Genomic DNA, 21,046 nt, shown 5'->3' with positions numbered 1-21,046 from the left:
AATCCCTTGCCCGACGACTTGCTGCCCCGCCCACTTTCGCCGTCCGTGTGGCCCCGCCCGCGCAGCGCTGGCACCCCTGCCCGCACGGCGCTGGCGCCTTGGGTGGCTGGCGCGTTGTGCGCCCTGCCGCTGGCGGCCCTGGCGCAGAACACCACCGATGCACCGCCGCCATCGCCACCGGCACCGTCGGCGTCTGCCCCGTCTGCCCCGTCTGCCGCACCCGCACCCGCACCCGCACCCGCACCCGCACCCGCACCCGCACCCGCGCTTGCGCCGCTGCGTGCCACGGGCCTGTTGCAAGAAACCATTCCGGATGCCCAGCGTGCGCAAATGCCCACATTCGTTTTTGGCGACCGCATCGAGGGCCAGGCCGATGTGCGCACCGTGATCGAGGGCAACGCCGAGCTGCGCCGCGCCGACACCGTGATCCGCGCACAGCGCATGGAATACCTGGTGGAGGGCGACCTGGCCAAGGCACAGGGCCAGGTGCGCATCAACCGCGCGGGCAACGTCTATGAAGGCAAAGAGCTGGAGCTGCGCGTCAACGCCTTCGAGGGCTTTTTTACCGACGTCCAGTACCAGTTCTTGCGCAACGCCGCACACGGTGATTCCACACGCGTGGACTTCATCGACCGCGACCGTGCCGTGGTCCACAACGCCACCTACACCACCTGCCAGCGCACCGACGAGGCCAGCTGGCAGCCCGACTGGGTGTTGCGCGCCAAGACCATCCACCTGGACATGGCCGAAGAAGTGGGCACCGCCGAGGGCGCGGTGCTGGAGTTCAAGGGCGTGCCGCTGCTGCCGTTTCCGTACATCAGCTTTCCGCTGTCGGAAAAACGCAAGTCCGGCCTGCTGCCCCCGACCATCGGGGTGGACAGCCTCAACGGGCTGGAATACGCCCAGCCGTACTACTGGAACATTGCGCCCAACCGCGATGCCACGCTGCGCGCTGCCATCCGGGCCAAGCGCGGCGTGAGCGCGGGCGGCGAGTTCCGCTACCTGGAGCCCACCTACCGGGGCCAGCTGAGCGCCGATGTCATGCCCTCCGACCGCCTGCGCGGCCATGACCGCTGGAGCTACGCGGTGCAGCACCAGGCCACGGTGCAGACCGGCGTGGGCGGCCTGGGGCTCAACCTCAACCTGAACCGTGTGAGCGACGACAACTACTGGCGCGACTTTTCCCGCGCTGGCCAGCAGCTCACCCAGCGCCTGCTGCCCGGGGACGCCACGCTGTCGTGGGGCCAGGGCGATATGGCCTTGCAACTGCGCACGCTGAAGTGGCAAACCCTGCAAGACACCAGCGCGCCCATCGTGCCGCCCTACGACCGCCTGCCCCAATTGCATTGGCGCTACACGCCCACCCAGAGCCTGGGCGGGGGGCTGGAGACGCGCCTGGAGGCCGACACCACGCGCTTTCGCGCCCAGCGCAGCCTGACGGGCCAGCCCAACGCCACGCGCAGCTATGCCCTGGCGCAGATCAGCCGCCCCTATCTGGCTCCCGCAGGCTTCATCACGCCGCGCTTGCAACTGCACGCCACGCAATACCAGTTTGACGGCCCGCTGGCCAATGGCCAGCGCTCGGCCAGCCGCGTGCTGCCCACCTTCAGCCTCGACAGCGGCCTGGTCTTTGAGCGCGAGGCCAGCTACCTGGGTCGCAGCTTTGTGCAAACGCTGGAGCCGCGCGCCTTCTACACCTACACGCCGTTCCGTGACCAGCGCCTGCTGCCGCTGTACGACACCGCAGCCAACGACTTCAACTTCACCACCATCTATACCGAGAACGCCTTTGGTGGCCACGACCGCCTGGCCGACAACAACCTGCTCACGCTGGGCGTGACCTCGCGGCTGCTCGACCCCACCACCGGCGCCGAGGCCGCGCGCTTTGGCGTGGCCCAGCGCCTGCGCTTTTCTGACCAGGACGTGACCCTGCCCGGCAGCGCGCCGCTGGATGAGCGCCTGTCCGACCTGCTGCTGGGCGCGGGCTTGCAGTGGACGCCGCAGTGGGGGCTGGACTCGACGGTGCAGTACAACCCCAAAACCGGGCGCTCCATCCGCTCCACCATTGGCGCGCGCTACAGCCCCGGCAACTACCGCACCGTCAATGCCGCCTACCGCTTGCAGCGCGGCACCAGCGAGCAAATCGACATCGGCTGGCAGTGGCCCCTCAACGACCTGTGGGGCGACAAGGGCCAGGAGCTGGGCGCAGGCCGGGGCCAGGGCGGTGGCCGCTGGTACAGCGTGGGCCGCCTGAACTACAGCCTGCAAGACCGCAAACTGGTCGATACCGTGGTCGGCCTCGAATACGACGGTTGCTGCTGGATTGGCCGCGTGGTGCTCGAACGCCTGCAAAGCAGCGTCACCACTTCCAACACGCGGCTGCTGTTCCAGCTCGAATTTGTCGGTTTCTCGCGCCTGAGCCTGGGCGCCAGCCCGCTGGCCAGCCTGAAACAAAATATCCCGCGCTACCAATACCTGCGCGAGCAGGTCAGCACGCCCAGCCGCTTCAGCAACTACGACTGATTTTGAACGCTATGAACCACCGTGTCCTTGCCCTGGGCCTTGCCTGCCTGACCACCTTCGTCTCTGCGGGCGCCAGCGCGCAGGGGTTGCGCGCGCCGGGCGCTGCCAAACCTGGCGTCGCGCGCGCTCCAGCGGCCAGCGCCAAAGCGCCTGCGCGCACGGCCACCGCCGCTGCCGCCACCGCTGCGGCGGCCACTGCCGCCAGCGCACCGGCCACGCGCCAGGCCGACTACATCGTCGCCGTGGTCAACGCCGACCCCGTCACCAACAACGAGGTGCAGGCCCGCCTGGCCCGCGCCACCGAGCAACTGGCCGCCCAAGGCAACCCGCCGCCGCGCGAGCTGCTGCTGCGCGAGGTACTGGAGCGCCTGATCCTGGAAAAAATCCAGCTGCAGCAAGCCACCGAAGGCGGCATCCGCGTGGACGACTACGCCATCACGCAGGCCGAGCTGGCCGTGGCGCGCCAGAACAGCGTCAGCGTGGCCGAGATGCACCAGCGTCTGAACGCCGACGGCATCACCCCGGCGCAGCTCCGTGAAGACCTGCGTCGCCAACTGACGCTGCAACGCCTGCGCGAGCGCGAAGTCGAAGCGCGCGTGCGCGTCAGTGAGCAAGACGTGGACATCTACCTGCGCCAAGCGCAGTCTGGCACGGGCGATGTGGCGGCGCTGGAGCTGAACCTGGGCCATGTGCTGGTGGCCGTGCCGGAAAACGCCGATGCCGCCACCGTGGCCGAGCGCCAGGCCCGTGCCCAGGCCGTGGCCGAGCAGGCCCGCGCGGGCCAGGACTTTGCCGCCCTGGCGCGGGAGTTTTCTGACGCGCCCGAGCGCGCCAGCGGCGGTCTGCTGGGCATGCGCCCCGCCGAGCGTTACCCCGAGCTGTTTGTGGCCGCCACCGCCGCACTGCCCGTGGGCGCCGTGGCCGGGCCACTGCGTTCGGGCGCGGGTTTTCACGTGCTGAAGGTGGTGGAAAAAGACAGCATCAGCACCGCCGCCCTGGTCACGCAAAGCCACGCACGCCACATCCTGCTGCTGCCCAATGCGCAGCTCACGGAAGCCGCTGCCGCCACCCGCCTGGCCGACTACCGCCGCCGCATCCTGGCCGGTCAGGCCGACTTTGCCGCCCTGGCGCGTGAGCATTCCAAAGACGGCAGCGCCAAACAAGGCGGCGATCTGGGCTGGTCTACCCCAGGCCGCTACGTGCCCGAGTTTGAAGCCGCCATGGACGCACTGCAGCCCGGCGACATCAGCGAGCCGCTGGTGTCGCGCTTTGGCGTTCACCTGATCCAGCTGATGGAGCGCCGCCAGGTGCGCCCCTCCGCGCGCGAGCAGCGCGACATGGCGCGCGACGCCGTGCGCGCCAAAAAGCTCGATGAGGCCTACACCCAGTGGGGCCAGGAGCTGCGCGCGCGCGCCTACGTTGAATACCGCGAGCCACCGCAATAACGGCCCCCCACGGCACCCCCTCCACCACCCCCTGCTGCATGAAACACATTCCCCGCAAACGCTTTGGCCAGCACTTCCTGTCCGACCACGGCATCATCGACGCCATCGTGGACGCCATCGCGCCCCAGCCGGGCGAGCCCATGGTCGAGATCGGCCCCGGCCTGGCCGCGCTCACCCAGCCGCTGGTCGAGCGCCTGGGCCGCCTGACGGTGATCGAACTCGACCGTGATCTGGCCCTGCGCCTGCGCCTGCACGGCCAGCTCGACGTGATCGAATCTGATGTGCTCAAAGTGGACTTTGCCCAGGTGGCACAAGCGCTGGGTGCTCCCAAAATCAGAGTGGTGGGTAACCTGCCCTACAACATCTCCACGCCCATCCTGTTCCATTTGCTGAAGTTTGTGGACGTGATTGCCGACCAGCACTTCATGCTGCAAAAAGAGGTGATAGACCGCATGGTGGCCTCGCCCTCCACGGGCGACTATGGCCGCCTGTCGGTGATGCTGCAATGGCGCTACGCCATGGAGAACGTGCTGTTTGTGCCGCCCGAGAGCTTTGATCCGCCCCCGCGCGTCGATAGCGCCATCGTGCGCATGGTGCCGCGCGACCAGCCCGTGGCGCTGGCGCCCAAACTGCTGGAAGAACTGGTACAGGTGGCCTTCAGCCAGCGGCGCAAGCTTTTGCGCCACACCCTGGGCCGCTGGCTGGAGGCGCGCGGCTTTGCGGGCGAATTCAACGTGCAGCGCCGCGCCGAAGAAGTGCCCGTGGCCGAGTACCTGGCGCTGGCGGCCAGCTTGCAGGCGGTGTAGGCCCGTTGGCAGGCGCCCCGCGCAGGTGGTACGGCGCCGCCCGTGCCGCGTAATTTGCTTTGTTTTTGATAGCTGCTCGCGCTTTATCGGCGGGCGTTGCAGGCTGTTTTGACATGAAAAGTAGGGTGCCAGCACCCGCCTTCAGCGCCCCAGCAGCACCGGGAAGATTTTGCCCAGCCCCACGGCCATCACCTCCACCGACAGCGCCGCCAGAATCAGCCCCATGATCCGCGTCATCACATTGATGCCGGTCTTGCCCAGCACACGCGCAATCGGTTCGGCCAGCGAAAAGCACAGGTAGGTGGCCACCGCCACCACCACGCCGTAGCCCACCAGCGCGGTGTGCTGCCAGACGGTTTGCGCCCGGTCGGCGTAGATCACCACGGTGGACATGGCCGCCGGGCCGGTCAGCAGCGGAATGGTCAGCGGCACCACGGCAATGCTGGCACCGGCGGCGGCTTTCTCCGCGCCTTCCTCGAACTCGTTGGTGTGCGCCTTGGCCTCGGCGGGCTGGGCGTTGAGCATGTTCATGGCGCTGATCAACAGCAGCAGGCCGCCACCGACCTGAAAGCTTTGCAGCGAGATGTTGAAAAACTCCAGAATTTGCAGCCCCAGCAGCGCGCAGGTGGCTATCACGCAAAACGCGCTGAAGGCCGCCACCTGGATGGTGCGCTGGCGCTGCTGCGACGAAAAACCCTGGGTGTAGTGGATGAAAAAAGGCACGATGGCCAGCGGGTTGACGATGACCAGCAAGGTGATGAGGGGTTTCAGATCCATGCGGCCATCTTGCCACCAGGCGTGTTGGCGCACCTGCAAAAATGCCGGTTTTAAGGAGCACACCCGCATGCACAGCCAATCCATTGACCTCCAGGCCGCCGATGGCCAGCACTTTCCGGCCTGGGTGGCCGCGCCCGAAGGCCCGCCGCGCGGCGCCATCGTGGTGCTGCAAGAGATTTTTGGCGTCAACCCGCATATCCGTGCCGTGACCGAGCGCTTTGCCGCACGCGGCTACCTGGCTGTGGCGCCCGCCCTGTTCACGCGGGTGCAGCCGCTGGTGGAGCTGGGCTACAGCGCCGAAGACATGCAGGCGGGCATGGCCCTGAAGGCGGCGGTGGAGCAATTGCCCGGTGCGGGTGTGCTCCCCGACATCCAGGCCGCCATCGACTACGCCCAGGAGCGCAGCGGCACCAAGGTGGTCGCCGTGGGTTTTTGCTGGGGCGGCCTGCTGGCCTGGCGCGCAGCCTGCACCTTGCAGGGCCTGGCGGGCGTGGCCTGCTACTACGGTGGCGGCATGACCAGTGCGCCGGAAATGGCCCGCCAGCCGCGCTGCCCGGTGCTGGCGCATTTTGGCCGGCACGACCACTGGATTGCGCTCGACAGCGTGCAGGCATTTGCCCGCGCCCACCCCGACGTGGCGGTACATGTCTATGAGGCCGACCACGGTTTCAACTGCGACCAGCGCGCCAGTTACGACGAGGCCAGCGCCATGGCCGCACGCGACCGCACGCTGGCTTTTTTCGACCACTGCCTGGCCTGATGCGGGGCGGCCTGGTGGCTGGCAATGGGCGACGGACGACGGACGACGGACGACGGGCGCGGGCCGCCCGTCCGGCGCTGGCCGCGCGCGCCTCAGCGCCCGAGGGTGCGCGCCAGGTAGCGCTTGCGCCAGAACAGCGCCAGCAGGGCCAGCGCAATCGCCGCCATGGTGCCCATGGCCCACCAGAAGCCGTTTTGCTGGTGTACCAGCGGCACAAACTCAAAGTTCATGCCGAAGATGCCGGCGATCAGGTTCAGCGGCAAAAACACGGCCGTCAGCGCAGTGAGCGTGCGCATGATGTCGTTGGTGCGGTGGCTTTGCACTGAAAAGTGCATTTGCACGGCGGTTTCGGTGCTTTGCTCCAGGCGGCGCACGTGGTGTACCACGCGCTCGATGTGCTCGAGCACGTCGCGGCTGCGCACTTGCAGCAAATCGTGCTCGCGCAGCCCGGCGGCGGTGGCGGGCACGGGCCAGGTGGCCAGCGCGTCTATCCAGTCCTGCACGGCGCTGCGCTGGTCTTCGCAGATTTCATCGAGCTGGTGCAGCGACAGCCGTGCATCCAGCAGCGCGCTCCAGTTGACAAAGCGCGCGCGCGGCTTGAGCAGCTCGCTTTGCCAGTGGTCCAGTTGGCGCGTGAGCGTGCGGCGCAGGTCGAGATAGCCGTCCACCATCAGGTTGACCAGGCGCAGCATCAGGTCGGCGGGACTGGCGGGCTGGCGTGTGCTGGGCGCAGGGTGGTTGCGGCTTTCACGCGCATCGCCGCCGGGGATGGCGGCCAGCAGGCGCGCGGCATAGGCCTCGCGCACGGCGCAGTCGCTGGGGTGTACGGTCAGCAGCACCTGGTCGAACACGGCAAAGCCGACCGGGCTGGTGTCGATGCGCCGCAGCACGGGCGGGCCGCCGCGCGCCGGGGCGCTGCCATTGGTGTCGGCGCCGGTGGCATCGCTGCCGGGCGCGGCGCTGGCCAGGCGCCGGAACACCAGCAGGTCGTACTGCGAGGTGTAGTCGTAGTGCGATGGCAGCTGCGCATTGAGCAGGTCAGAGACGTGCAAGTCCACCAGCTGCACACCCGCCAGCGCTTGCAGGGCGTTTTGTACGGCGGGCAGCTGCGCTTGCAGCGCCGTGCGGGTGCAGGCGATCCAGACAAAGCCCTGCGCGGGCGCCTGGGTGGGCAGGGCGCCAAGCTCTTGCACGCCGCCGCTGTGCAGGTGAAAGATGCGCATTACTGAGGGTTAAATATGGCTCTATCGCTTGCTGGGTGAGCGTAAGTAGCTATCATTTTTGCAGAAGTCGGGCGGCATCACGGGCAAAGTAGGTGAGCACGCCATCGGCCCCGGCGCGCTTGAAGGCCAGCAGGCTTTCCATCATCACGGCGTCGTGGTCGAGCCAGCCGTTGGCGGCGGCGGCCTTGAGCATGGCGTATTCGCCGCTGACCTGGTAGGCGAAGGTGGGCACCTTGAATTCGTCTTTGACACGGCGCACCACGTCCAGGTAGGGCATACCGGGTTTGACCATGACCATGTCGGCGCCTTCGGCAATGTCCAGGGCCACTTCGCGCAGGGCCTCGTCGGTGTTGCCGGGGTCCATCTGGTAGCAGTTCTTGTCGGCCTTGCCCAGCGCGCCGCGCGTGCCCACGGCGTCGCGGAAGGGGCCGTAGAAGGCGCTGGCGTACTTGGCGCTGTAGGCCATGATGCGGGTGTGGATGTGGCCCTGCACCTCCAGCGCCTCGCGGATGGCGCCAATGCGGCCATCCATCATGTCGCTGGGGGCAATGATGTCCACACCTGCCTCGGCGTGCGTGAGCGCCTGGCCGGTGAGAATCTCCACTGTCTCATCGTTGATGATGTAGCCGTGCTGGTCGAGCACGCCGTCCTGGCCGTGGCTGGTGTAGGGGTCGAGGGCCACGTCGGTCATGACGCCCAGGTCAGGGAACTCGGCCTTGAGGGCGCGCACCACGCGCGGGATCAGGCCGTCGGGGTTGAGTGCTTCTTTGCCGTCGGGCGTTTTGAGCGAGGGGTCAATGGCTGGGAACAGCGCCAGCACCGGAATGCCCAGTTTGACGCAGTCTTCGGCCACGGGCAGCAGCAAATCCAGGCTCAGGCGCTCTACGCCGGGCATGGAGGCGATGGCCTCGCTGCGCCCCTGGCCTTCGTGGACGAACACCGGGTAAATCAGGTCGTCGGGTGTGACGGCGTGCTCGCGTACCAGGCGGCGGGTGAAGGCATCACGGCGCAGGCGGCGCGGGCGGTTGGCGGGAAAGGGGGTGGGGCTGGAGAGGTGCATGGTGAAAATTGTGCCCCATCCCGCGCTTGAGCCTGGAGCGCTGGGAATGTGGGCACTGTCACCGGCCCCCCGTGGCCCTTAAACTGCCCCCATGCTTTGGGTCAAATCTTTTCACATCATCTTCGTGGCCAGCTGGTTTGCTGGCCTTTTCTATTTGCCGCGCATCTTCGTCAATCTGGCGATGGTGGCGCCGGGCTCGGTGGCCGAGCGCGAGCGCTTGCTGCTCATGGCGCGCAAGCTGCTGCGCTTTACCACGCTGCTGGCGGTGCCCGCGCTGGCCACGGGGTTGTGGCTCTGGCTGGGCTATGGCGTGGGCCGTGGCCCCGGCAATGGCTGGATGCACGCCAAGCTGACGGTGGTGGCCCTGGTGCTGGGCTACCACCATGCCTGCGGCGTGATCCTGCGCAAGCTGGTGGCCGACACCAGCCAGCGCAGCCACGTCTGGTTCCGCTGGTTCAACGAGGTGCCGGTGCTGCTCTTGCTGGTGGCCGTGGTGCTGGTGGTGGTCAAGCCTTTCTGAGCGCGCGGCGCGCGGCTGCATGGACACACCGACCGAATCGGCCCCCGCCCGCCACCAAACCTCGGCCTGGCCGCTGGCGCTGGTCTATGCCGCGCTGATTGTGTTTGCCAGCCTGTTCCCGTTCGATGGCTGGCGGGCGCAGGGCATTGCCCCGCAGGTGTTTTTGCTGGCGCACATTCCCCCGCCGTACTGGACGGGGTTTGACATCGCCATCAACGTCGTGGGTTATGCGCCGCTGGGCTTTTTGCTGGCGCTGGCGCTGTTGCGCACGGGTTGGCCGCGCAGTGCCATCCCGCTGGCGGCGTTGGCGGGCGCACTGCTGTCGCTGCTGATGGAGTTTTTGCAGATTTACCTGCCCCAGCGCGTGCCCTCCAACCTGGATTTGGTGCTCAACGCGGGGGGCTCGCTGGGCGGGGCCTTGCTGGCTGCGTTGCTGGAGCGCCTGGGGGCGATTGACCGCTGGAGCCGGTTTCGGGCCCGCTGGTTTGTGCCGCAGGCGCGTGGCGCACTGGTGCTGCTGGCACTGTGGCCCTGGGCGCTGTTGTTTCCGGCGGCTGAGCCGTTTGGTCTGGGCCAGGTGCTGGAACGCCTGGAGAGTGCGTTGGCCGATGTGCTCGATGGCACGCCTTTTCTGGTCTGGCTGCCCGAACGGGCGCAGGCGTTGCAGCCGCTTTCGCCCGCTGCCGAAATGCTGTGCGTGGCGCTGGGGCTGCTGGTGCCCTGTCTGCTGGCCTACAGCGTGGCGGTGCACACGGGGCGGCGGGCGGCGCTGGCGCTGGTCAGCGTGGCGGTGGGCGTGGCCGCCACGGCCTTGTCGGCGGCCCTGAGTTATGGCCCGGCGCACGCCTGGGAGTGGCTGAGCGTGCCGGTGCGTGCCGGCATTGGCATGGGCATGGTGCTGGCGGTGGCCACGCTGTGGCTGCCCCGGCGCGCCTGCGCGGTGCTGCTGGTGCTGGTGCTGGCCGTGCACCTGGGGCTGCTCAATGACGCGCCCACCAGCGCCTACTTTGCGCAAACCTTGCAGGCCTGGGAGCAAGGGCGGTTCATCCGCTTTTTTGGCATGGGCCAGTGGCTGGGTTGGCTCTGGCCTTATGCCGCACTGGTTTATGTGCTGCTGCGTGCGTCGCGCCGCGAGGTGGCTTCCTAAAATGCGCGCATGACCGATACCACCACCCCTACCGCGCCCGGCTACTTTGCACGCCACATCTTTTTTTGCCTCAACGAGCGCCCCAATGGCGAGGCTTGCTGCGCCCAGCATGGCGCCAAGGCCGCGTTCGAGCACTGCAAAGCCCTGGTCAAAGAGGCCGGTCTGGCGGGCCCCGGCCAGGTGCGGGTGAACAAGGCCGGTTGCCTGGACCGCTGCGCTGGCGGCCCCGTGGCCGTGGTCTATCCCGAGGGCACCTGGTACAGCTATGTGGACACCGCCGACATCGACGAGATCGTCGAGTCCCACCTGAAAAACGGCCAGGTGGTAGAGCGGTTGCTCACGCCAGCGGAACTTGGGCGCTGATTCAAGCTCATACCCGTTTTATGGTCTTTTAGGCCTCCAGCGCTTTCTGGTCAAGCGCCAGCAGCTATGAAAGGAATAGCAATTTGAATGCCCAGACTGAACGCCTGAGCCTCTTCGGCGCCGCCGGCACCATCGAGGCCGTGCGCGATGCCGCCCACGTGCCCGAAGGTGCCGTGCCGCGCGGCGTGGCCGTCATCGCCCACCCGCACCCGCTGTTTGGCGGCACCATGGACAACAAGGTGGTGCAGACGCTGGCGCGTGCCTTTGTGCAGTGCGGCTGGACGGCGGTGCGCTTCAACTTTCGCGGCGTGGGCGCCAGCGTCGGTGCCCACGACGAGGGGCGCGGCGAGGCGCAGGACTTTCTGCGCGTGGTCGAGCAGGTCGCGCCCCAGGGGCCGATTGCGTTGGCAGGCTTCTCGTTCGGCTCTTTTGTCGCCAGCCACGCGCTGGCCGACCTGTGGGACGCGCGCACCATCGAACACGCAGTGTTGGTTGGCACCGCCACCAGCCGCTTCAACGTCGCCCCGGTGCCGCCGCAGGCCCACCTGCGCACCCTGGTCATCCACGGCGAGCACGACGACACCGTGCCCCTGTCCACCGTGCTCGACTGGGCACGGCCCCAGGTGTTGCCGGTCACCGTCGTACCTGGTGGCGGTCATTTCTTTCACGGACAATTGACACTGCTGAAAAACTTGGTGGTGCGCCACCTGCAATCGGGCGCCTGAACCGCCCTGCCTTTCGTCCCGCCGCCAGCGTTGCCTTTGTGTGCGCTGGTGCGCTGCTCTTTTTTTCTGACTGATGGCTTGCCCACCCCATGAAACGCATTTTTTCTACCCTGCGCTCCCTTTTTCTGGCTGCGGCGCTGGTGCCCGTTGCCCTATCGGCACAGGCCCAGCAGGCGCCCCAGCCGCCTGAAATCGCGGCCCATACCTACATGCTGGTGGACGTGACGGCCAACCAGGTGCTGGCCGCCAAGAACATCGACGCGCCGGTGGAGCAGGCATCGCTGACCAAGCTGATGACCGCCTACCTGGTGTTCGACGCCCTGACCGCCAAGAAGGTGGATTTGCAGCAAAAGCTCCCCGTCAGCGTGCGCGCCTGGAAGATGCCCGGCTCGCGCATGTTCATCGACCCCAAGATGCAGGTGGCCGTGGACGATCTGCTCAAAGGCATGATCGTGCAGTCGGGCAACGACGCCACCATGGCCCTGGCCGAAGGCGTGGGTGGCACCGCTGAGAACTTCGTCAAGCTGATGAATGAACAGGCCAAAGCCCTGGGCATGACCGGCACCAGCTACAAAAACCCCGAGGGCCTGACCGAGCCTGGCCACCTGACCACTGCGCGTGATCTGAGCATCCTGGCCACCCGGCTGCTGCACGACTTTCCGCAGTACATGCACTACTACGCCACCAAGCAGTACAGCTACCCCGGCACCCCTGCCTCCAACGGCAACAACCGCAATGCGCTGCTGTTTCGTGATCCCACGGTCGATGGCCTGAAGACGGGCCACACTGCCGCCGCAGGCTACTGCCTGGTGGCCACGGCCAAGCGTGAGTTCCCCAATGTGGGCACGCGCCGACTGGTATCCATCGTGCTGGGCACGTCCAGTGAAAACGCCCGCGCCAATGAAAGCCAGAAACTGCTCAACTGGGGCTACACCGCGTTCGATGCCGTCAAATTGTTCGATGCGGCCCAGCCTGTGGCCACCCCCACCGTCTGGAAGGGTCAGAGCAACAGCGTGAAGATGGGCCGCCCCGAGGCCATCGTGGTGGCCGTGCCTGCGGGCAGTGCTGGCAAGATCACTACCCAGGTGTCCCACCAAGACCCGCTGGTGGCACCTTTTGCCAAGGGCCAGGCCATTGGCGCGCTCAAGGTCACGCTGGGCGAAGAAGTGCTGCGCGAGGTGCCTTTGACCGCGCTCGATGGCGTGGAGCAGGCCGGTGTGCTGGGCCGCGCCTGGGATGCCATCCGCATGTGGATCCGATAAAGGTTTTTGCTTGCCTTGCAAGCGCCTCGCTGCTACATTGGAAGGCTTTTCGGAAATTCCGAAGGGATTCACGTTTTCGTTTTACGTTTAGGGACGACATTCATGCCAACGATTAACCAGCTCGTGCGCCACGGGCGCGAGGTCGAAAAGACCAAATCCAAGAGCCCGGCGATGGAAAACTCGCCGCAACGCCGTGGTGTGTGTACCCGTGTGTACACCACCACCCCCAAGAAGCCTAACTCCGCTCTGCGTAAGGTTGCCAAGGTGCGCCTGACCAACGGTTTTGAGGTCATTTCCTACATCGGCGGTGAAGGCCACAACCTGCAAGAGCACAGCGTGGTGCTGGTGCGCGGCGGTCGTGTCAAGGACTTGCCCGGTGTGCGTTACCACATCGTGCGCGGTTCGCTCGACTTGCAAGGCGTGAAAGACCGCAAGCAGTCGCGTTCCAAGTACGGTGCCAAGAAGCCCAAGGCCAAATAAGCCCTGCGCTTTTGCACAGAAATTTTCGGTGCTGCTTTGCCGCGTGGCGCGGTAATTCGGCGTAGTGACCCCAAGCGCAAATGTCTTGCGTGGGTCGAGTAAGTGGGAGTCCTGATTGGCTCTCGCGGTGTCTGAAAAGATGCCAACTGAAGCAAAGATAGAGGTAAAAAATGCCACGTCGTCGCGAAGTCCCCAAACGTGAAATTCTGCCGGACCCTAAATTCGGCAACGTAGAGCTGTCCAAATTCATGAACGTGATCATGGAAGGCGGCAAAAAAGCAGTGGCCGAGCGCATCATTTATGGCGCGCTGGAACTGATCGAGAAAAAGCACCCTGACAAAGACCCGCTGGAAGCTTTCGTTGTTGCCATCAACAACGTCAAGCCCATGGTTGAAGTCAAGTCGCGCCGCGTTGGTGGTGCGAACTACCAAGTGCCTGTGGAAGTGCGCCCTGTGCGTCGCCTGGCCCTGTCCATGCGCTGGTTGAAAGAAGCCGCTCGCAAGCGCGGTGAGAAGTCCATGGCCCAGCGCCTGGCCAACGAGCTGCTGGAAGCCACTGAAGGCCGTGGCGGTGCTATGAAAAAGCGTGACGAAGTGCACCGCATGGCCGAAGCCAACAAGGCATTCAGCCACTTCCGCTTCTAAGCGATTGACCTGAAGTCTCGGTCAACGCACAAGGCTGCTGGCATTTTTGCCCGCAGCCTTGTTCTGGTTGAGGCGGTCACAAAATTTTCGGGCTGCGATGCAACCATGTGTGGCCTGACCCCCCTGTAAACACGACCCATCAAGGACTCACCATGGCTCGCAAGACCCCCATTGAGCGCTACCGCAATATCGGTATCTCGGCCCACATTGACGCCGGCAAGACCACCACCACTGAACGTATCCTGTTTTACACCGGCGTGACCCACAAGCTGGGCGAAGTGCACGACGGCGCTGCCACCACCGACTGGATGGAGCAAGAGCAAGAGCGTGGCATCACCATCACCTCGGCGGCCGTGACCTGCTTCTGGAAGGGCATGGACCTGTCCTACCCCGAGCACCGCTTCAACATCATCGATACCCCCGGTCACGTGGACTTCACCATTGAAGTCGAGCGCTCGATGCGCGTGCTGGACGGCGCCTGCATGGTGTACTGTGCTGTGGGTGGCGTGCAGCCCCAGTCGGAAACCGTGTGGCGTCAGGCCAACAAGTACAAAGTGCCTCGTCTGGCCTTTGTCAACAAAATGGACCGCACCGGTGCCAATTTCTTCAAGGTCTATGACCAGATGAAGCTGCGCCTGAAGGCCAACCCTGTGCCCGTGGTGATCCCGATTGGCGCCGAGGACAAGTTCCAGGGCGTGGTCGATTTGCTCAAGATGAAAGCCATCATCTGGGATGAAGCATCGCAAGGCATGAAGTTCGAGTACCAGGAGATCCCTGCTGAGTTGCTCGAATCCGCCAAGGAATGGCGCGAAAAGATGGTCGAAGCCGCTGCTGAAGCCACGGAAGAGCTGATGAACAAGTACCTGGAAGAAGGTGACTTGAGCGAAGCGGAAATCAAGGCTGGTCTGCGTCAGCGCACCATTGCCACCGAAATCCACCCCATGCTGTGCGGTACGGCCTTCAAGAACAAGGGTGTGCAGCGCATGCTCGACGCCGTGATCGACTACCTGCCCGCACCTACCGACATTCCGGATGTGACAGGTACGGACGACGAAGAAGCCCCCATCAGCCGCAAGGCCGATGATGGCGAGAAGTTCTCTGCGCTGGCATTCAAGCTGATGACCGATCCCTTCGTCGGTCAGCTGACCTTCGTGCGCGTGTACTCCGGCGTGCTGACCAAGGGCGACACCGTCTTCAACTCGGTCAAGGGCAAGAAAGAGCGTATCGGCCGTATCGTGCAAATGATGGCCAACGACCGCGTCGAAGTGGATGAAATCCGCGCCGGTGACATCGCTGCCTGCGTGGGCCTGAAAGAAGTGACCACAGGCGAAACCCTGTGCGATGTTGGTTCGCCCATCGTGCTGGAACGCATGGTGTTCCCCGAGCCTGTGATCTCGCAGGCTGTCGAGCCCAAGACCAAGGCCGACCAGGAAAAAATGGGCATCGCCCTGCAACGCCTGGCTGCTGAAGATCCGTCCTTCCGCGTCAAGACCGATGAAGAGTCGGGCCAGACCATCATTTCCGGTATGGGTGAACTGCACCTGGAAATCATCGTTGACCGCATGAAGCGCGAGTTCGGTGTGGAAGCCAACGTCGGCAAGCCCCAAGTGGCCTACCGCGAAACCATCCGCAAGACCATCGAAGAAGCCGAAGGCAAGTTCGTGCGCCAGTCCGGTGGTAAGGGCCAGTACGGTCACGTGGTGCTCAAGATTGAACCCAATGAACCCGGCAAGGGCATTGAGTTCATCGATGCCATCAAGGGTGGTGTGGTGCCGCGCGAATACATTCCTGCGGTGGAAAAGGGTATCAACGAAGCTGTCACGCAAGGCGTGCTGGCCAACTACCCTGTGGTGGACGTCAAGGTCACGCTGCACTTCGGTTCGTACCACGATGTGGACTCGAACGAGCTGGCGTTCAAGATGGCTGCCATCTTCGGTTTCAAGGAAGGTTGCCGCAAAGCCAACCCCGTGATTCTGGAGCCCATGATGGCCGTGGAAGTCGAAACCCCCGAAGACTACGCCGGCAACGTGATGGGCGACCTGTCCAGCCGTCGCGGTATGGTGCAGGGCATGGACGACATCCCGGGTGGTGGCAAGGCCATTCGCGCTGAAGTGCCGCTGTCGGAAATGTTCGGTTACTCGACCACGCTGCGCTCGGCCACGCAAGGTCGCGCTACCTACTCGATGGAATTCAAGCACTACAGCGAAGCACCGCGCAACGTGTCTGAAGCCATCATGGCTTCACGGGCTAAATAAGCCCTTGGGGTCAGACCAGCTTTGCTGCTCTGACCCCGCTAGCCAGATCGGGGTCAACCAGATTCTGTCTAGGTAAATTAGATCAAAACAGCCTCTGGCCCTTACGCAGTAAGCGCTAGAAGCTATCGATTTAATAGCAAATATTTTGCAATCTGCGATCCGGTGCCGCTCCGTTGCCTGTGCAGGGCGAATCAGCAACCGGATGCAGACGTTAAACCACTACACAGGCATCGCTCTTTGGAGAATCGAAAATGGCAAAAGGTAAGTTTGAACGCACCAAGCCCCACGTCAACGTGGGCACGATCGGTCACGTGGACCATGGCAAGACGACGCTGACAGCGGCCATCGCTACAGTGCTGTCCGCCAAGTTCGGCGGCGAAGCCAAGGCTTACGACCAGATCGACGCAGCGCCCGAAGAAAAGGCCCGCGGTATCACAATCAACACCGCCCACGTGGAATACGAAACCGCTGGTCGCCACTACGCCCACGTGGACTGCCCCGGCCACGCCGACTATGTGAAGAACATGATCACCGGCGCTGCCCAGATGGACGGCGCTATTCTGGTGTGCTCGGCCGCTGACGGCCCCATGCCCCAGACCCGTGAGCACATCCTGCTGGCTCGCCAAGTGGGCGTTCCCTACATCATCGTGTTCCTGAACAAGTGCGACATGGTGGACGACGAAGAGCTGCTCGAGCTGGTCGAAATGGAAGTGCGCGAACTCCTTGACAAGTACAACTTCCCTGGCGACGACACCCCGATCATCCGTGGTTCCGCCAAGCTCGCCCTCGAAGGCGACAAGGGCAAGCTCGGCGAAGAAGCCATCATGAAGCTGGCCGAAGCCCTGGACACCTACATCCCCACGCCTGAGCGCGCTGTGGACGGTGCCTTCCTGATGCCCGTGGAAGACGTGTTCTCCATCTCTGGCCGTGGCACTGTGGTGACTGGCCGTATCGAGCGCGGCATCATCAAGGTCGGCGAAGAAATCGAAATCGTCGGTATCAAAGACACCGTCAAGACCACCTGCACCGGCGTGGAAATGTTCCGCAAGCTGCTGGACCAAGGCCAGGCTGGCGACAACGTCGGTCTGCTGCTGCGCGGCACCAAGCGCGAAGACGTCGAGCGTGGCCAAGTGCTGTGCAAGCCCGGCTCCATCAAGCCCCACACCCACTTCACGGCTGAGGTGTATGTGCTGAGCAAGGACGAAGGCGGCCGCCACACTCCTTTCTTCAACAACTACCGTCCCCAGTTCTACTTCCGTACCACCGACGTCACTGGCGCTATCGAGCTGCCTGCCGACAAGGAAATGGTCATGCCGGGCGACAACGTGTCGATCACCGTCAAGTTGATCAACCCCATCGCCATGGAAGAAGGCCTGCGCTTTGCTATCCGTGAAGGTGGCCGTACCGTGGGCGCCGGCGTGGTTGCCAAGATCCTCGCCTAATCGCTGACCAAGGAAACTGCCATGTCCAAGCAAAAAATTCGCATCCGCCTGAAGGCTTTCGATTACAAGCTGATCGACCAGTCCGCTGCTGAAATCGTTGACACTGCCAAGCGCACCGGCGCCATCGTCAAGGGCCCCGTGCCGCTGCCGACGCGCATGAAGCGTTTTGACATTCTGCGTTCGCCCCACGTCAACAAGACCAGCCGCGATCAGCTCGAAATCCGTACGCACCAGCGTCTGATGGACATCGTGGATCCCACGGACAAAACCGTGGACGCCCTGATGAAGCTCGACCTGCCAGCCGGCGTGGACGTCGAAATCAAGCTGCAGTAAGCACCTTTTCTTCGGCGCAGCACGCGCCGAAAAAGTAAAGCCATAGCGCGAACTTGCTTGTAAAAGCTGTTCGCGCTATACTTTGCGGCTTCGCCTGTTTTGTGTGTGCAAGTCATATGCAAACAGGCGAAGTTTTATCAACCGTCTTTCATGCACGAGAGTGCAACGCCGGGGCCAATTGAAGTCGCGGCGGTGGAAGTTTTGGAGAAACAAATGAGTCTGAGCAACTCCCTGGGGTTGCTGGGCCGCAAGGTGGGCATGATGCGTCTGTTCACTGATGATGGGGACGCAGTGCCCGTCACAGTGGTGGATGTGTCTAACAACCGCGTGACCCAGATCAAAACCCAAGAGAACGATGGCTATGTGGCCTTGCAGGTCACTTTCGGTTCGCGCAAAGCTTCGCGCGTGACCAAGCCAGAAGCCGGCCACCTTGCCAAGGCAGGTGTGGAAGCCGGTGAAATCATCCAGGAATTCCGCGTCACTGCTGATACTGCTGGCAAGTACGCCGCTGGTGCCACGGTTCCCGTGACCGATGTGTTTTCCGTGGGCCAAAAAGTGGACGTGCAAGGCACTTCCATCGGTAAGGGCTACGCCGGTACGATCAAGCGCCACAACATGGCCTCGCAGCGCGCGTCGCACGGTAACAGCCGTTCGCACAATGTGCCCGGCTCCATCGGTATGGCACAAGACCCCGGTCGCGTGTTCCCCGGCAAGCGCATGACGGGCCACCTTGGCGACGTCACCAAGACCACGCAAAACCTCGATGTCATCCGCATCGACGAAGCGCGTCAACTGCTCTTGATCAAGGGCGCAATCCCCGGTTCCAAGGGTGGGTTCGTGAGCGTGCGTCCCGCCATCAAGGCCAAAGCCGCCAAAGGAGCGAACTAATGCAGCTCGAACTCCTGAATGACCAAGGCCAAGGCGCATCCAAGCTGGATGTTCCTGAAACCGTATTCGGTCGTGAATACAACGAAGATCTGGTTCACCAGATCGTGGTCGCTTACCGCGCCAACGGTCGCCAAGGCACCCGTGCCCAGAAAGACCGCCAACAAGTCCGTCACTCGACCAAAAAGCCTTTCAAGCAAAAGGGTACGGGTAACGCTCGCGCTGGTATGACGTCTTCGCCTCTGTGGCGTGGGGGCGGTCGGATTTTCCCGAACATGCCTGACGAAAACTTCACCCAGAAGATCAACAAGAAGATGTACCGCGCTGGTATGGCTTCGATCTTCTCGCAGCTGGCCCGTGAAGGTCGTCTGGCTGTGGTGGATTCGCTCAAACTCGAATCGCCCAAGACCAAGGTGCTGGCCGATAAGTTCAAGGCTATGAACCTGCAATCCGTCATGGTGATTGCCGAAGAAGTGGACGAGAACCTGTACCTGGCTTCCCGCAATCTGGTGAACGTGCTCGTCGTTGAGCCCCGTTACGCCGATCCCGTGTCGCTGGTGCATTACAAGAAGGTCATCGTCACCAAGGGCGCGATCGACAAGCTCAAGGAGATGTTCGCATGAATAGCCCCAAGTTTGACGAAGGTCGTCTGATGCAGGTGCTGGTCGCTCCCATCGTGTCCGAAAAGGCCACCATGGTTGCTGAAAAGTCCAATGCTGTGACGTTCAAGGTGCTGCAGACCGCCACCAAGACTGAAATCAAGGCCGCTGTGGAATTGATGTTCAAGGTCGAGGTCAAGGGCGTGTCTGTGGTGAACACCAAAGGCAAGACCAAGCGTTTTGGCAAGACCATGGGCCGCCGCGACAACGTTCGCAAGGCCTATGTGACGCTCAAGCCCGGTCAAGAGCTGAACCTGTCCGGGGAGGCCGCGTAATCATGGCTGTCATCAAGATGAAACCCACTTCGCCCGGCCAACGTGCTGTGGTGAAGGTTACCCGTGACCACCTGTACAAGGGCGATGGTTACGCCCCGCTGCTGGAACCCCAGTTCCAGAAAGCTGGCCGTAACAACAATGGTCACATCACTACCCGCCACAAGGGCGGTGGCCACAAGCACCACTACCGTGTGGTGGACTTCAAGCGCAACAAAGACGGCATTGCCGCCAAGGTCGAGCGCATTGAATACGACCCCAACCGTACGGCCCACATCGCTCTGGTGTGCTATGCCGACGGTGAGCGTCGTTACATCATCGCTCCCCGTGGCCTGGAAGTCGGCAGCACGCTGATGTCCGGTTCCGAAGCGCCGATCCGTGCTGGCAACACGTTGCCTATCCGCAACATCCCCGTCGGTTCGACCATTCACTGCATCGAGCTCAAGCCCGGTGCTGGTGCGCAAATTGCCCGTTCGGCAGGTGCTTCGGCTACGCTGCTGGCCCGCGAAAGCACGTATGCCCAAGTGCGTATGCGCTCGGGCGAAGTGCGCCGCATCCACATCGAATGCCGCGCCACCATTGGTGAAGTTGCCAACGAAGAGCACAGCCTGCGCCAACTGGGCAAGGCCGGTGTCAAGCGCTGGATGGGTATTCGCCCGACAGTGCGCGGCGTGGCCATGAACCCGGTGGATCACCCCCATGGTGGTGGTGAAGGTCGTACTGGTGAAGGCCGTCATGCCGTCGATCCTTGGGGCAATCTGACCAAGGGTTATCGCACCCGCAACAACAAGCGCACACAAGGCATGATTGTGTCGCGTCGCAAGAAGTAAGGGGTAGCAAATGACTCGCTCTCTCAAAAAGGGTCCGTTTGTTGACCATCACTTGCTGGCCAAGGTTGAAAAAGCCATCGCCACCAAGGACAAGAAGCCAGTGAAAACCTGGTCGCGTCGCTCTATGGTTCTGCCCGATTTCATCGGTCTGACCATCGCCGTTCACAACGGCAAGCAGCACGTGCCGGTGTATGTCACCGACCAGATGGTGGGCCACAAACTGGGCGAATTCGCCCTGACGCGCACCTTCAAGGGTCACCCCGCGGACAAAAAAGTCCAGAAGAAATAAGGAACGACCATGTCTGAAACACGTGCAGTCCTCCGGGGCGTCCGTCTGTCGGTCGATAAGGGCCGTCTGGTCGCTGACCTGATCCGCGGCAAGAAGGTTGACCAAGCCTTGAACATCTTGAGCTTCACGCAGAAAAAAGCTGCGGGCATCGTCAAGAAGGTTCTGGAGTCGGCCATTGCCAACGCCGAACACAACGATGGCGCTGACATCGACGAATTGAAGGTCAAGACCATCTACGTCGAACAAGGCACCACGCTCAAGCGCTTCACCGCGCGCGCCAAAGGCCGCGGCAATCGCATCAGCAAGCCCACGTGCCATGTGTACGTGACGGTTGGCAACTGAGGCC

The 21,046-nt window shown here is 63.6% G+C and carries 23 protein-coding genes; 20 read left to right on the top strand and 3 right to left on the bottom strand.

What is annotated here, in order from left to right:
• Window positions 1-21: 21 nt before the first annotated feature.
• The 3 genes from EV674_RS01030 to rsmA are packed head-to-tail and all read left to right on the top strand — an operon-like array spanning window position 22 to window position 4,774.
• Window positions 22-2,523 carry an LPS-assembly protein LptD gene (locus tag EV674_RS01030; RefSeq protein ID WP_374761684.1) on the top strand — a complete coding sequence of 834 codons (2,502 nt, stop codon included), beginning with the start codon at window positions 22-24 and terminating at the stop codon, window positions 2,521-2,523.
• A gap of 11 nt (window positions 2,524-2,534) precedes the next feature.
• Window positions 2,535-3,968, top strand: coding sequence for a peptidylprolyl isomerase (locus EV674_RS01025; RefSeq protein WP_119013562.1), 1,434 nt, complete (start codon window positions 2,535-2,537; stop codon window positions 3,966-3,968).
• Window positions 3,969-4,006: 38 nt separating this feature from the next.
• On the top strand, window positions 4,007-4,774 hold the full coding sequence (gene rsmA, locus EV674_RS01020) for a 16S rRNA (adenine(1518)-N(6)/adenine(1519)-N(6))-dimethyltransferase RsmA (RefSeq protein ID WP_119013561.1): 768 nt from the start codon (window positions 4,007-4,009) through the stop codon (window positions 4,772-4,774).
• Window positions 4,775-4,915: 141 nt separating this feature from the next.
• Here rsmA and EV674_RS01015 read toward each other — a convergent pair whose 3' ends face one another.
• Window positions 4,916-5,551 carry a MarC family protein gene (locus tag EV674_RS01015; RefSeq protein ID WP_119013606.1) on the bottom strand — a complete coding sequence of 212 codons (636 nt, stop codon included), beginning with the start codon at window positions 5,549-5,551 and terminating at the stop codon, window positions 4,916-4,918.
• Window positions 5,552-5,618: 67 nt separating this feature from the next.
• Between EV674_RS01015 and EV674_RS01010 the strand changes: the two genes are divergently transcribed.
• Window positions 5,619-6,311: a dienelactone hydrolase family protein gene (locus tag EV674_RS01010; RefSeq protein ID WP_119013560.1), complete on the top strand. Its 693-nt coding sequence runs from the start codon at window positions 5,619-5,621 to the stop codon at window positions 6,309-6,311.
• Between the two features lie 92 nt (window positions 6,312-6,403).
• Here EV674_RS01010 and EV674_RS01005 read toward each other — a convergent pair whose 3' ends face one another.
• Together EV674_RS01005 and hemB are read right to left on the bottom strand one after the other, a co-directional pair.
• Window positions 6,404-7,534 carry a magnesium transporter CorA family protein gene (locus EV674_RS01005; protein ID WP_119013559.1) on the bottom strand — a complete coding sequence of 377 codons (1,131 nt, stop codon included), beginning with the start codon at window positions 7,532-7,534 and terminating at the stop codon, window positions 6,404-6,406.
• 52 nt (window positions 7,535-7,586) lie between these two features.
• On the bottom strand, window positions 7,587-8,594 hold the full coding sequence (gene hemB / locus EV674_RS01000; protein ID WP_119013558.1) for a porphobilinogen synthase: 1,008 nt from the start codon (window positions 8,592-8,594) through the stop codon (window positions 7,587-7,589).
• A 91-nt stretch (window positions 8,595-8,685) separates the two neighbouring features.
• Between hemB and EV674_RS00995 the strand changes: the two genes are divergently transcribed.
• The 16 genes from EV674_RS00995 to rplV all read left to right on the top strand — a co-directional run bounded on the left by EV674_RS00995 (window position 8,686) and on the right by rplV (window position 21,042).
• Window positions 8,686-9,114 carry a CopD family protein gene (locus tag EV674_RS00995; RefSeq protein ID WP_119013557.1) on the top strand — a complete coding sequence of 143 codons (429 nt, stop codon included), beginning with the start codon at window positions 8,686-8,688 and terminating at the stop codon, window positions 9,112-9,114.
• Window positions 9,115-9,133: 19 nt separating this feature from the next.
• Entirely contained in the window at window positions 9,134-10,261 is a 1,128-nt protein-coding gene (locus EV674_RS00990) for a VanZ family protein (RefSeq protein WP_119013556.1), read from the top strand.
• 9 nt (window positions 10,262-10,270) lie between these two features.
• Window positions 10,271-10,624, top strand: a complete 354-nt coding sequence (locus EV674_RS00985; protein ID WP_119013555.1) for a (2Fe-2S) ferredoxin domain-containing protein — start codon at window positions 10,271-10,273, stop codon at window positions 10,622-10,624.
• Between the two features lie 83 nt (window positions 10,625-10,707).
• Entirely contained in the window at window positions 10,708-11,349 is a 642-nt protein-coding gene (locus tag EV674_RS00980; RefSeq protein ID WP_119013554.1) for an alpha/beta hydrolase, read from the top strand.
• A gap of 89 nt (window positions 11,350-11,438) precedes the next feature.
• Entirely contained in the window at window positions 11,439-12,611 is a 1,173-nt protein-coding gene (locus tag EV674_RS00975) for a D-alanyl-D-alanine carboxypeptidase family protein (RefSeq protein WP_119013553.1), read from the top strand.
• A 102-nt stretch (window positions 12,612-12,713) separates the two neighbouring features.
• Window positions 12,714-13,091 carry a 30S ribosomal protein S12 gene (gene rpsL, locus EV674_RS00970; RefSeq protein WP_056266875.1) on the top strand — a complete coding sequence of 126 codons (378 nt, stop codon included), beginning with the start codon at window positions 12,714-12,716 and terminating at the stop codon, window positions 13,089-13,091.
• A gap of 170 nt (window positions 13,092-13,261) precedes the next feature.
• A complete protein-coding gene (gene rpsG / locus EV674_RS00965; protein ID WP_027996767.1) occupies window positions 13,262-13,735 on the top strand; it encodes a 30S ribosomal protein S7 in 474 nt (157 codons plus the stop codon).
• Between the two features lie 152 nt (window positions 13,736-13,887).
• Entirely contained in the window at window positions 13,888-15,990 is a 2,103-nt protein-coding gene (gene fusA / locus EV674_RS00960; protein WP_119013552.1) for an elongation factor G, read from the top strand.
• Window positions 15,991-16,241: 251 nt separating this feature from the next.
• Entirely contained in the window at window positions 16,242-17,432 is a 1,191-nt protein-coding gene (gene tuf, locus EV674_RS00955) for an elongation factor Tu (RefSeq protein WP_132750334.1), read from the top strand.
• A 21-nt stretch (window positions 17,433-17,453) separates the two neighbouring features.
• Entirely contained in the window at window positions 17,454-17,765 is a 312-nt protein-coding gene (gene rpsJ, locus EV674_RS00950; protein WP_005796953.1) for a 30S ribosomal protein S10, read from the top strand.
• A 213-nt stretch (window positions 17,766-17,978) separates the two neighbouring features.
• Complete coding sequence (gene rplC, locus EV674_RS00945) at window positions 17,979-18,653, top strand: 50S ribosomal protein L3 (RefSeq protein ID WP_119014685.1); 675 nt, start codon at window positions 17,979-17,981, stop codon at window positions 18,651-18,653.
• Window positions 18,653-19,273 (top strand): 50S ribosomal protein L4, encoded by a 621-nt coding sequence (gene rplD, locus EV674_RS00940; protein WP_119014684.1) that lies wholly within the window; start codon window positions 18,653-18,655, stop codon window positions 19,271-19,273. The genes rplC and rplD overlap by 1 nt, the downstream gene beginning before the upstream one ends.
• The gene (gene rplW / locus EV674_RS00935) at window positions 19,270-19,584 is read left to right on the top strand and encodes a 50S ribosomal protein L23 (RefSeq protein WP_119014683.1); all 315 of its coding nucleotides are present in this window, start codon (window positions 19,270-19,272) and stop codon (window positions 19,582-19,584) included. Before rplD ends, rplW begins: the two co-directional genes overlap by 4 nt.
• Before the next feature lie 2 nt (window positions 19,585-19,586).
• Window positions 19,587-20,411 carry a 50S ribosomal protein L2 gene (gene rplB, locus EV674_RS00930; protein WP_119014682.1) on the top strand — a complete coding sequence of 275 codons (825 nt, stop codon included), beginning with the start codon at window positions 19,587-19,589 and terminating at the stop codon, window positions 20,409-20,411.
• A gap of 10 nt (window positions 20,412-20,421) precedes the next feature.
• Complete coding sequence (gene rpsS / locus EV674_RS00925; RefSeq protein WP_047349368.1) at window positions 20,422-20,700, top strand: 30S ribosomal protein S19; 279 nt, start codon at window positions 20,422-20,424, stop codon at window positions 20,698-20,700.
• A 9-nt stretch (window positions 20,701-20,709) separates the two neighbouring features.
• Window positions 20,710-21,042, top strand: coding sequence for a 50S ribosomal protein L22 (rplV, locus tag EV674_RS00920; RefSeq protein ID WP_100412086.1), 333 nt, complete (start codon window positions 20,710-20,712; stop codon window positions 21,040-21,042).
• Window positions 21,043-21,046: the final 4 nt, after the last annotated feature.

Source organism: Simplicispira metamorpha (assembly GCF_004341365.1).
GTDB classification, from domain to species: Bacteria; Pseudomonadota; Gammaproteobacteria; order Burkholderiales; family Burkholderiaceae_C; genus Simplicispira; species Simplicispira metamorpha.
This window is presented reverse-complemented; position numbering and strand designations above follow the sequence as displayed.

Coding starts and splice junctions, on each gene's coding strand:
- EV674_RS00990 (WP_119013556.1), top strand. CDS start 9,134: ATGGACACACCGACCGAATCGGCCCCCGCCCGCCACCAAACCTCGGCC.
- rsmA (WP_119013561.1), top strand. CDS start 4,007: ATGAAACACATTCCCCGCAAACGCTTTGGCCAGCACTTCCTGTCCGAC.
- rplW (WP_119014683.1), top strand. CDS start 19,270: ATGAATAGCCCCAAGTTTGACGAAGGTCGTCTGATGCAGGTGCTGGTC.
- rpsJ (WP_005796953.1), top strand. CDS start 17,454: ATGTCCAAGCAAAAAATTCGCATCCGCCTGAAGGCTTTCGATTACAAG.
- rplB (WP_119014682.1), top strand. CDS start 19,587: ATGGCTGTCATCAAGATGAAACCCACTTCGCCCGGCCAACGTGCTGTG.
- EV674_RS00985 (WP_119013555.1), top strand. CDS start 10,271: ATGACCGATACCACCACCCCTACCGCGCCCGGCTACTTTGCACGCCAC.
- rpsG (WP_027996767.1), top strand. CDS start 13,262: ATGCCACGTCGTCGCGAAGTCCCCAAACGTGAAATTCTGCCGGACCCT.
- rplD (WP_119014684.1), top strand. CDS start 18,653: ATGCAGCTCGAACTCCTGAATGACCAAGGCCAAGGCGCATCCAAGCTG.
- EV674_RS00975 (WP_119013553.1), top strand. CDS start 11,439: ATGAAACGCATTTTTTCTACCCTGCGCTCCCTTTTTCTGGCTGCGGCG.
- EV674_RS01010 (WP_119013560.1), top strand. CDS start 5,619: ATGCACAGCCAATCCATTGACCTCCAGGCCGCCGATGGCCAGCACTTT.
- EV674_RS01025 (WP_119013562.1), top strand. CDS start 2,535: ATGAACCACCGTGTCCTTGCCCTGGGCCTTGCCTGCCTGACCACCTTC.
- rpsL (WP_056266875.1), top strand. CDS start 12,714: ATGCCAACGATTAACCAGCTCGTGCGCCACGGGCGCGAGGTCGAAAAG.
- tuf (WP_132750334.1), top strand. CDS start 16,242: ATGGCAAAAGGTAAGTTTGAACGCACCAAGCCCCACGTCAACGTGGGC.
- EV674_RS01015 (WP_119013606.1), bottom strand. CDS start 5,551: ATGGATCTGAAACCCCTCATCACCTTGCTGGTCATCGTCAACCCGCTG.
- EV674_RS00995 (WP_119013557.1), top strand. CDS start 8,686: ATGCTTTGGGTCAAATCTTTTCACATCATCTTCGTGGCCAGCTGGTTT.
- fusA (WP_119013552.1), top strand. CDS start 13,888: ATGGCTCGCAAGACCCCCATTGAGCGCTACCGCAATATCGGTATCTCG.
- rplV (WP_100412086.1), top strand. CDS start 20,710: ATGTCTGAAACACGTGCAGTCCTCCGGGGCGTCCGTCTGTCGGTCGAT.
- hemB (WP_119013558.1), bottom strand. CDS start 8,594: ATGCACCTCTCCAGCCCCACCCCCTTTCCCGCCAACCGCCCGCGCCGC.
- rplC (WP_119014685.1), top strand. CDS start 17,979: ATGAGTCTGAGCAACTCCCTGGGGTTGCTGGGCCGCAAGGTGGGCATG.
- EV674_RS01005 (WP_119013559.1), bottom strand. CDS start 7,534: ATGCGCATCTTTCACCTGCACAGCGGCGGCGTGCAAGAGCTTGGCGCC.
- rpsS (WP_047349368.1), top strand. CDS start 20,422: ATGACTCGCTCTCTCAAAAAGGGTCCGTTTGTTGACCATCACTTGCTG.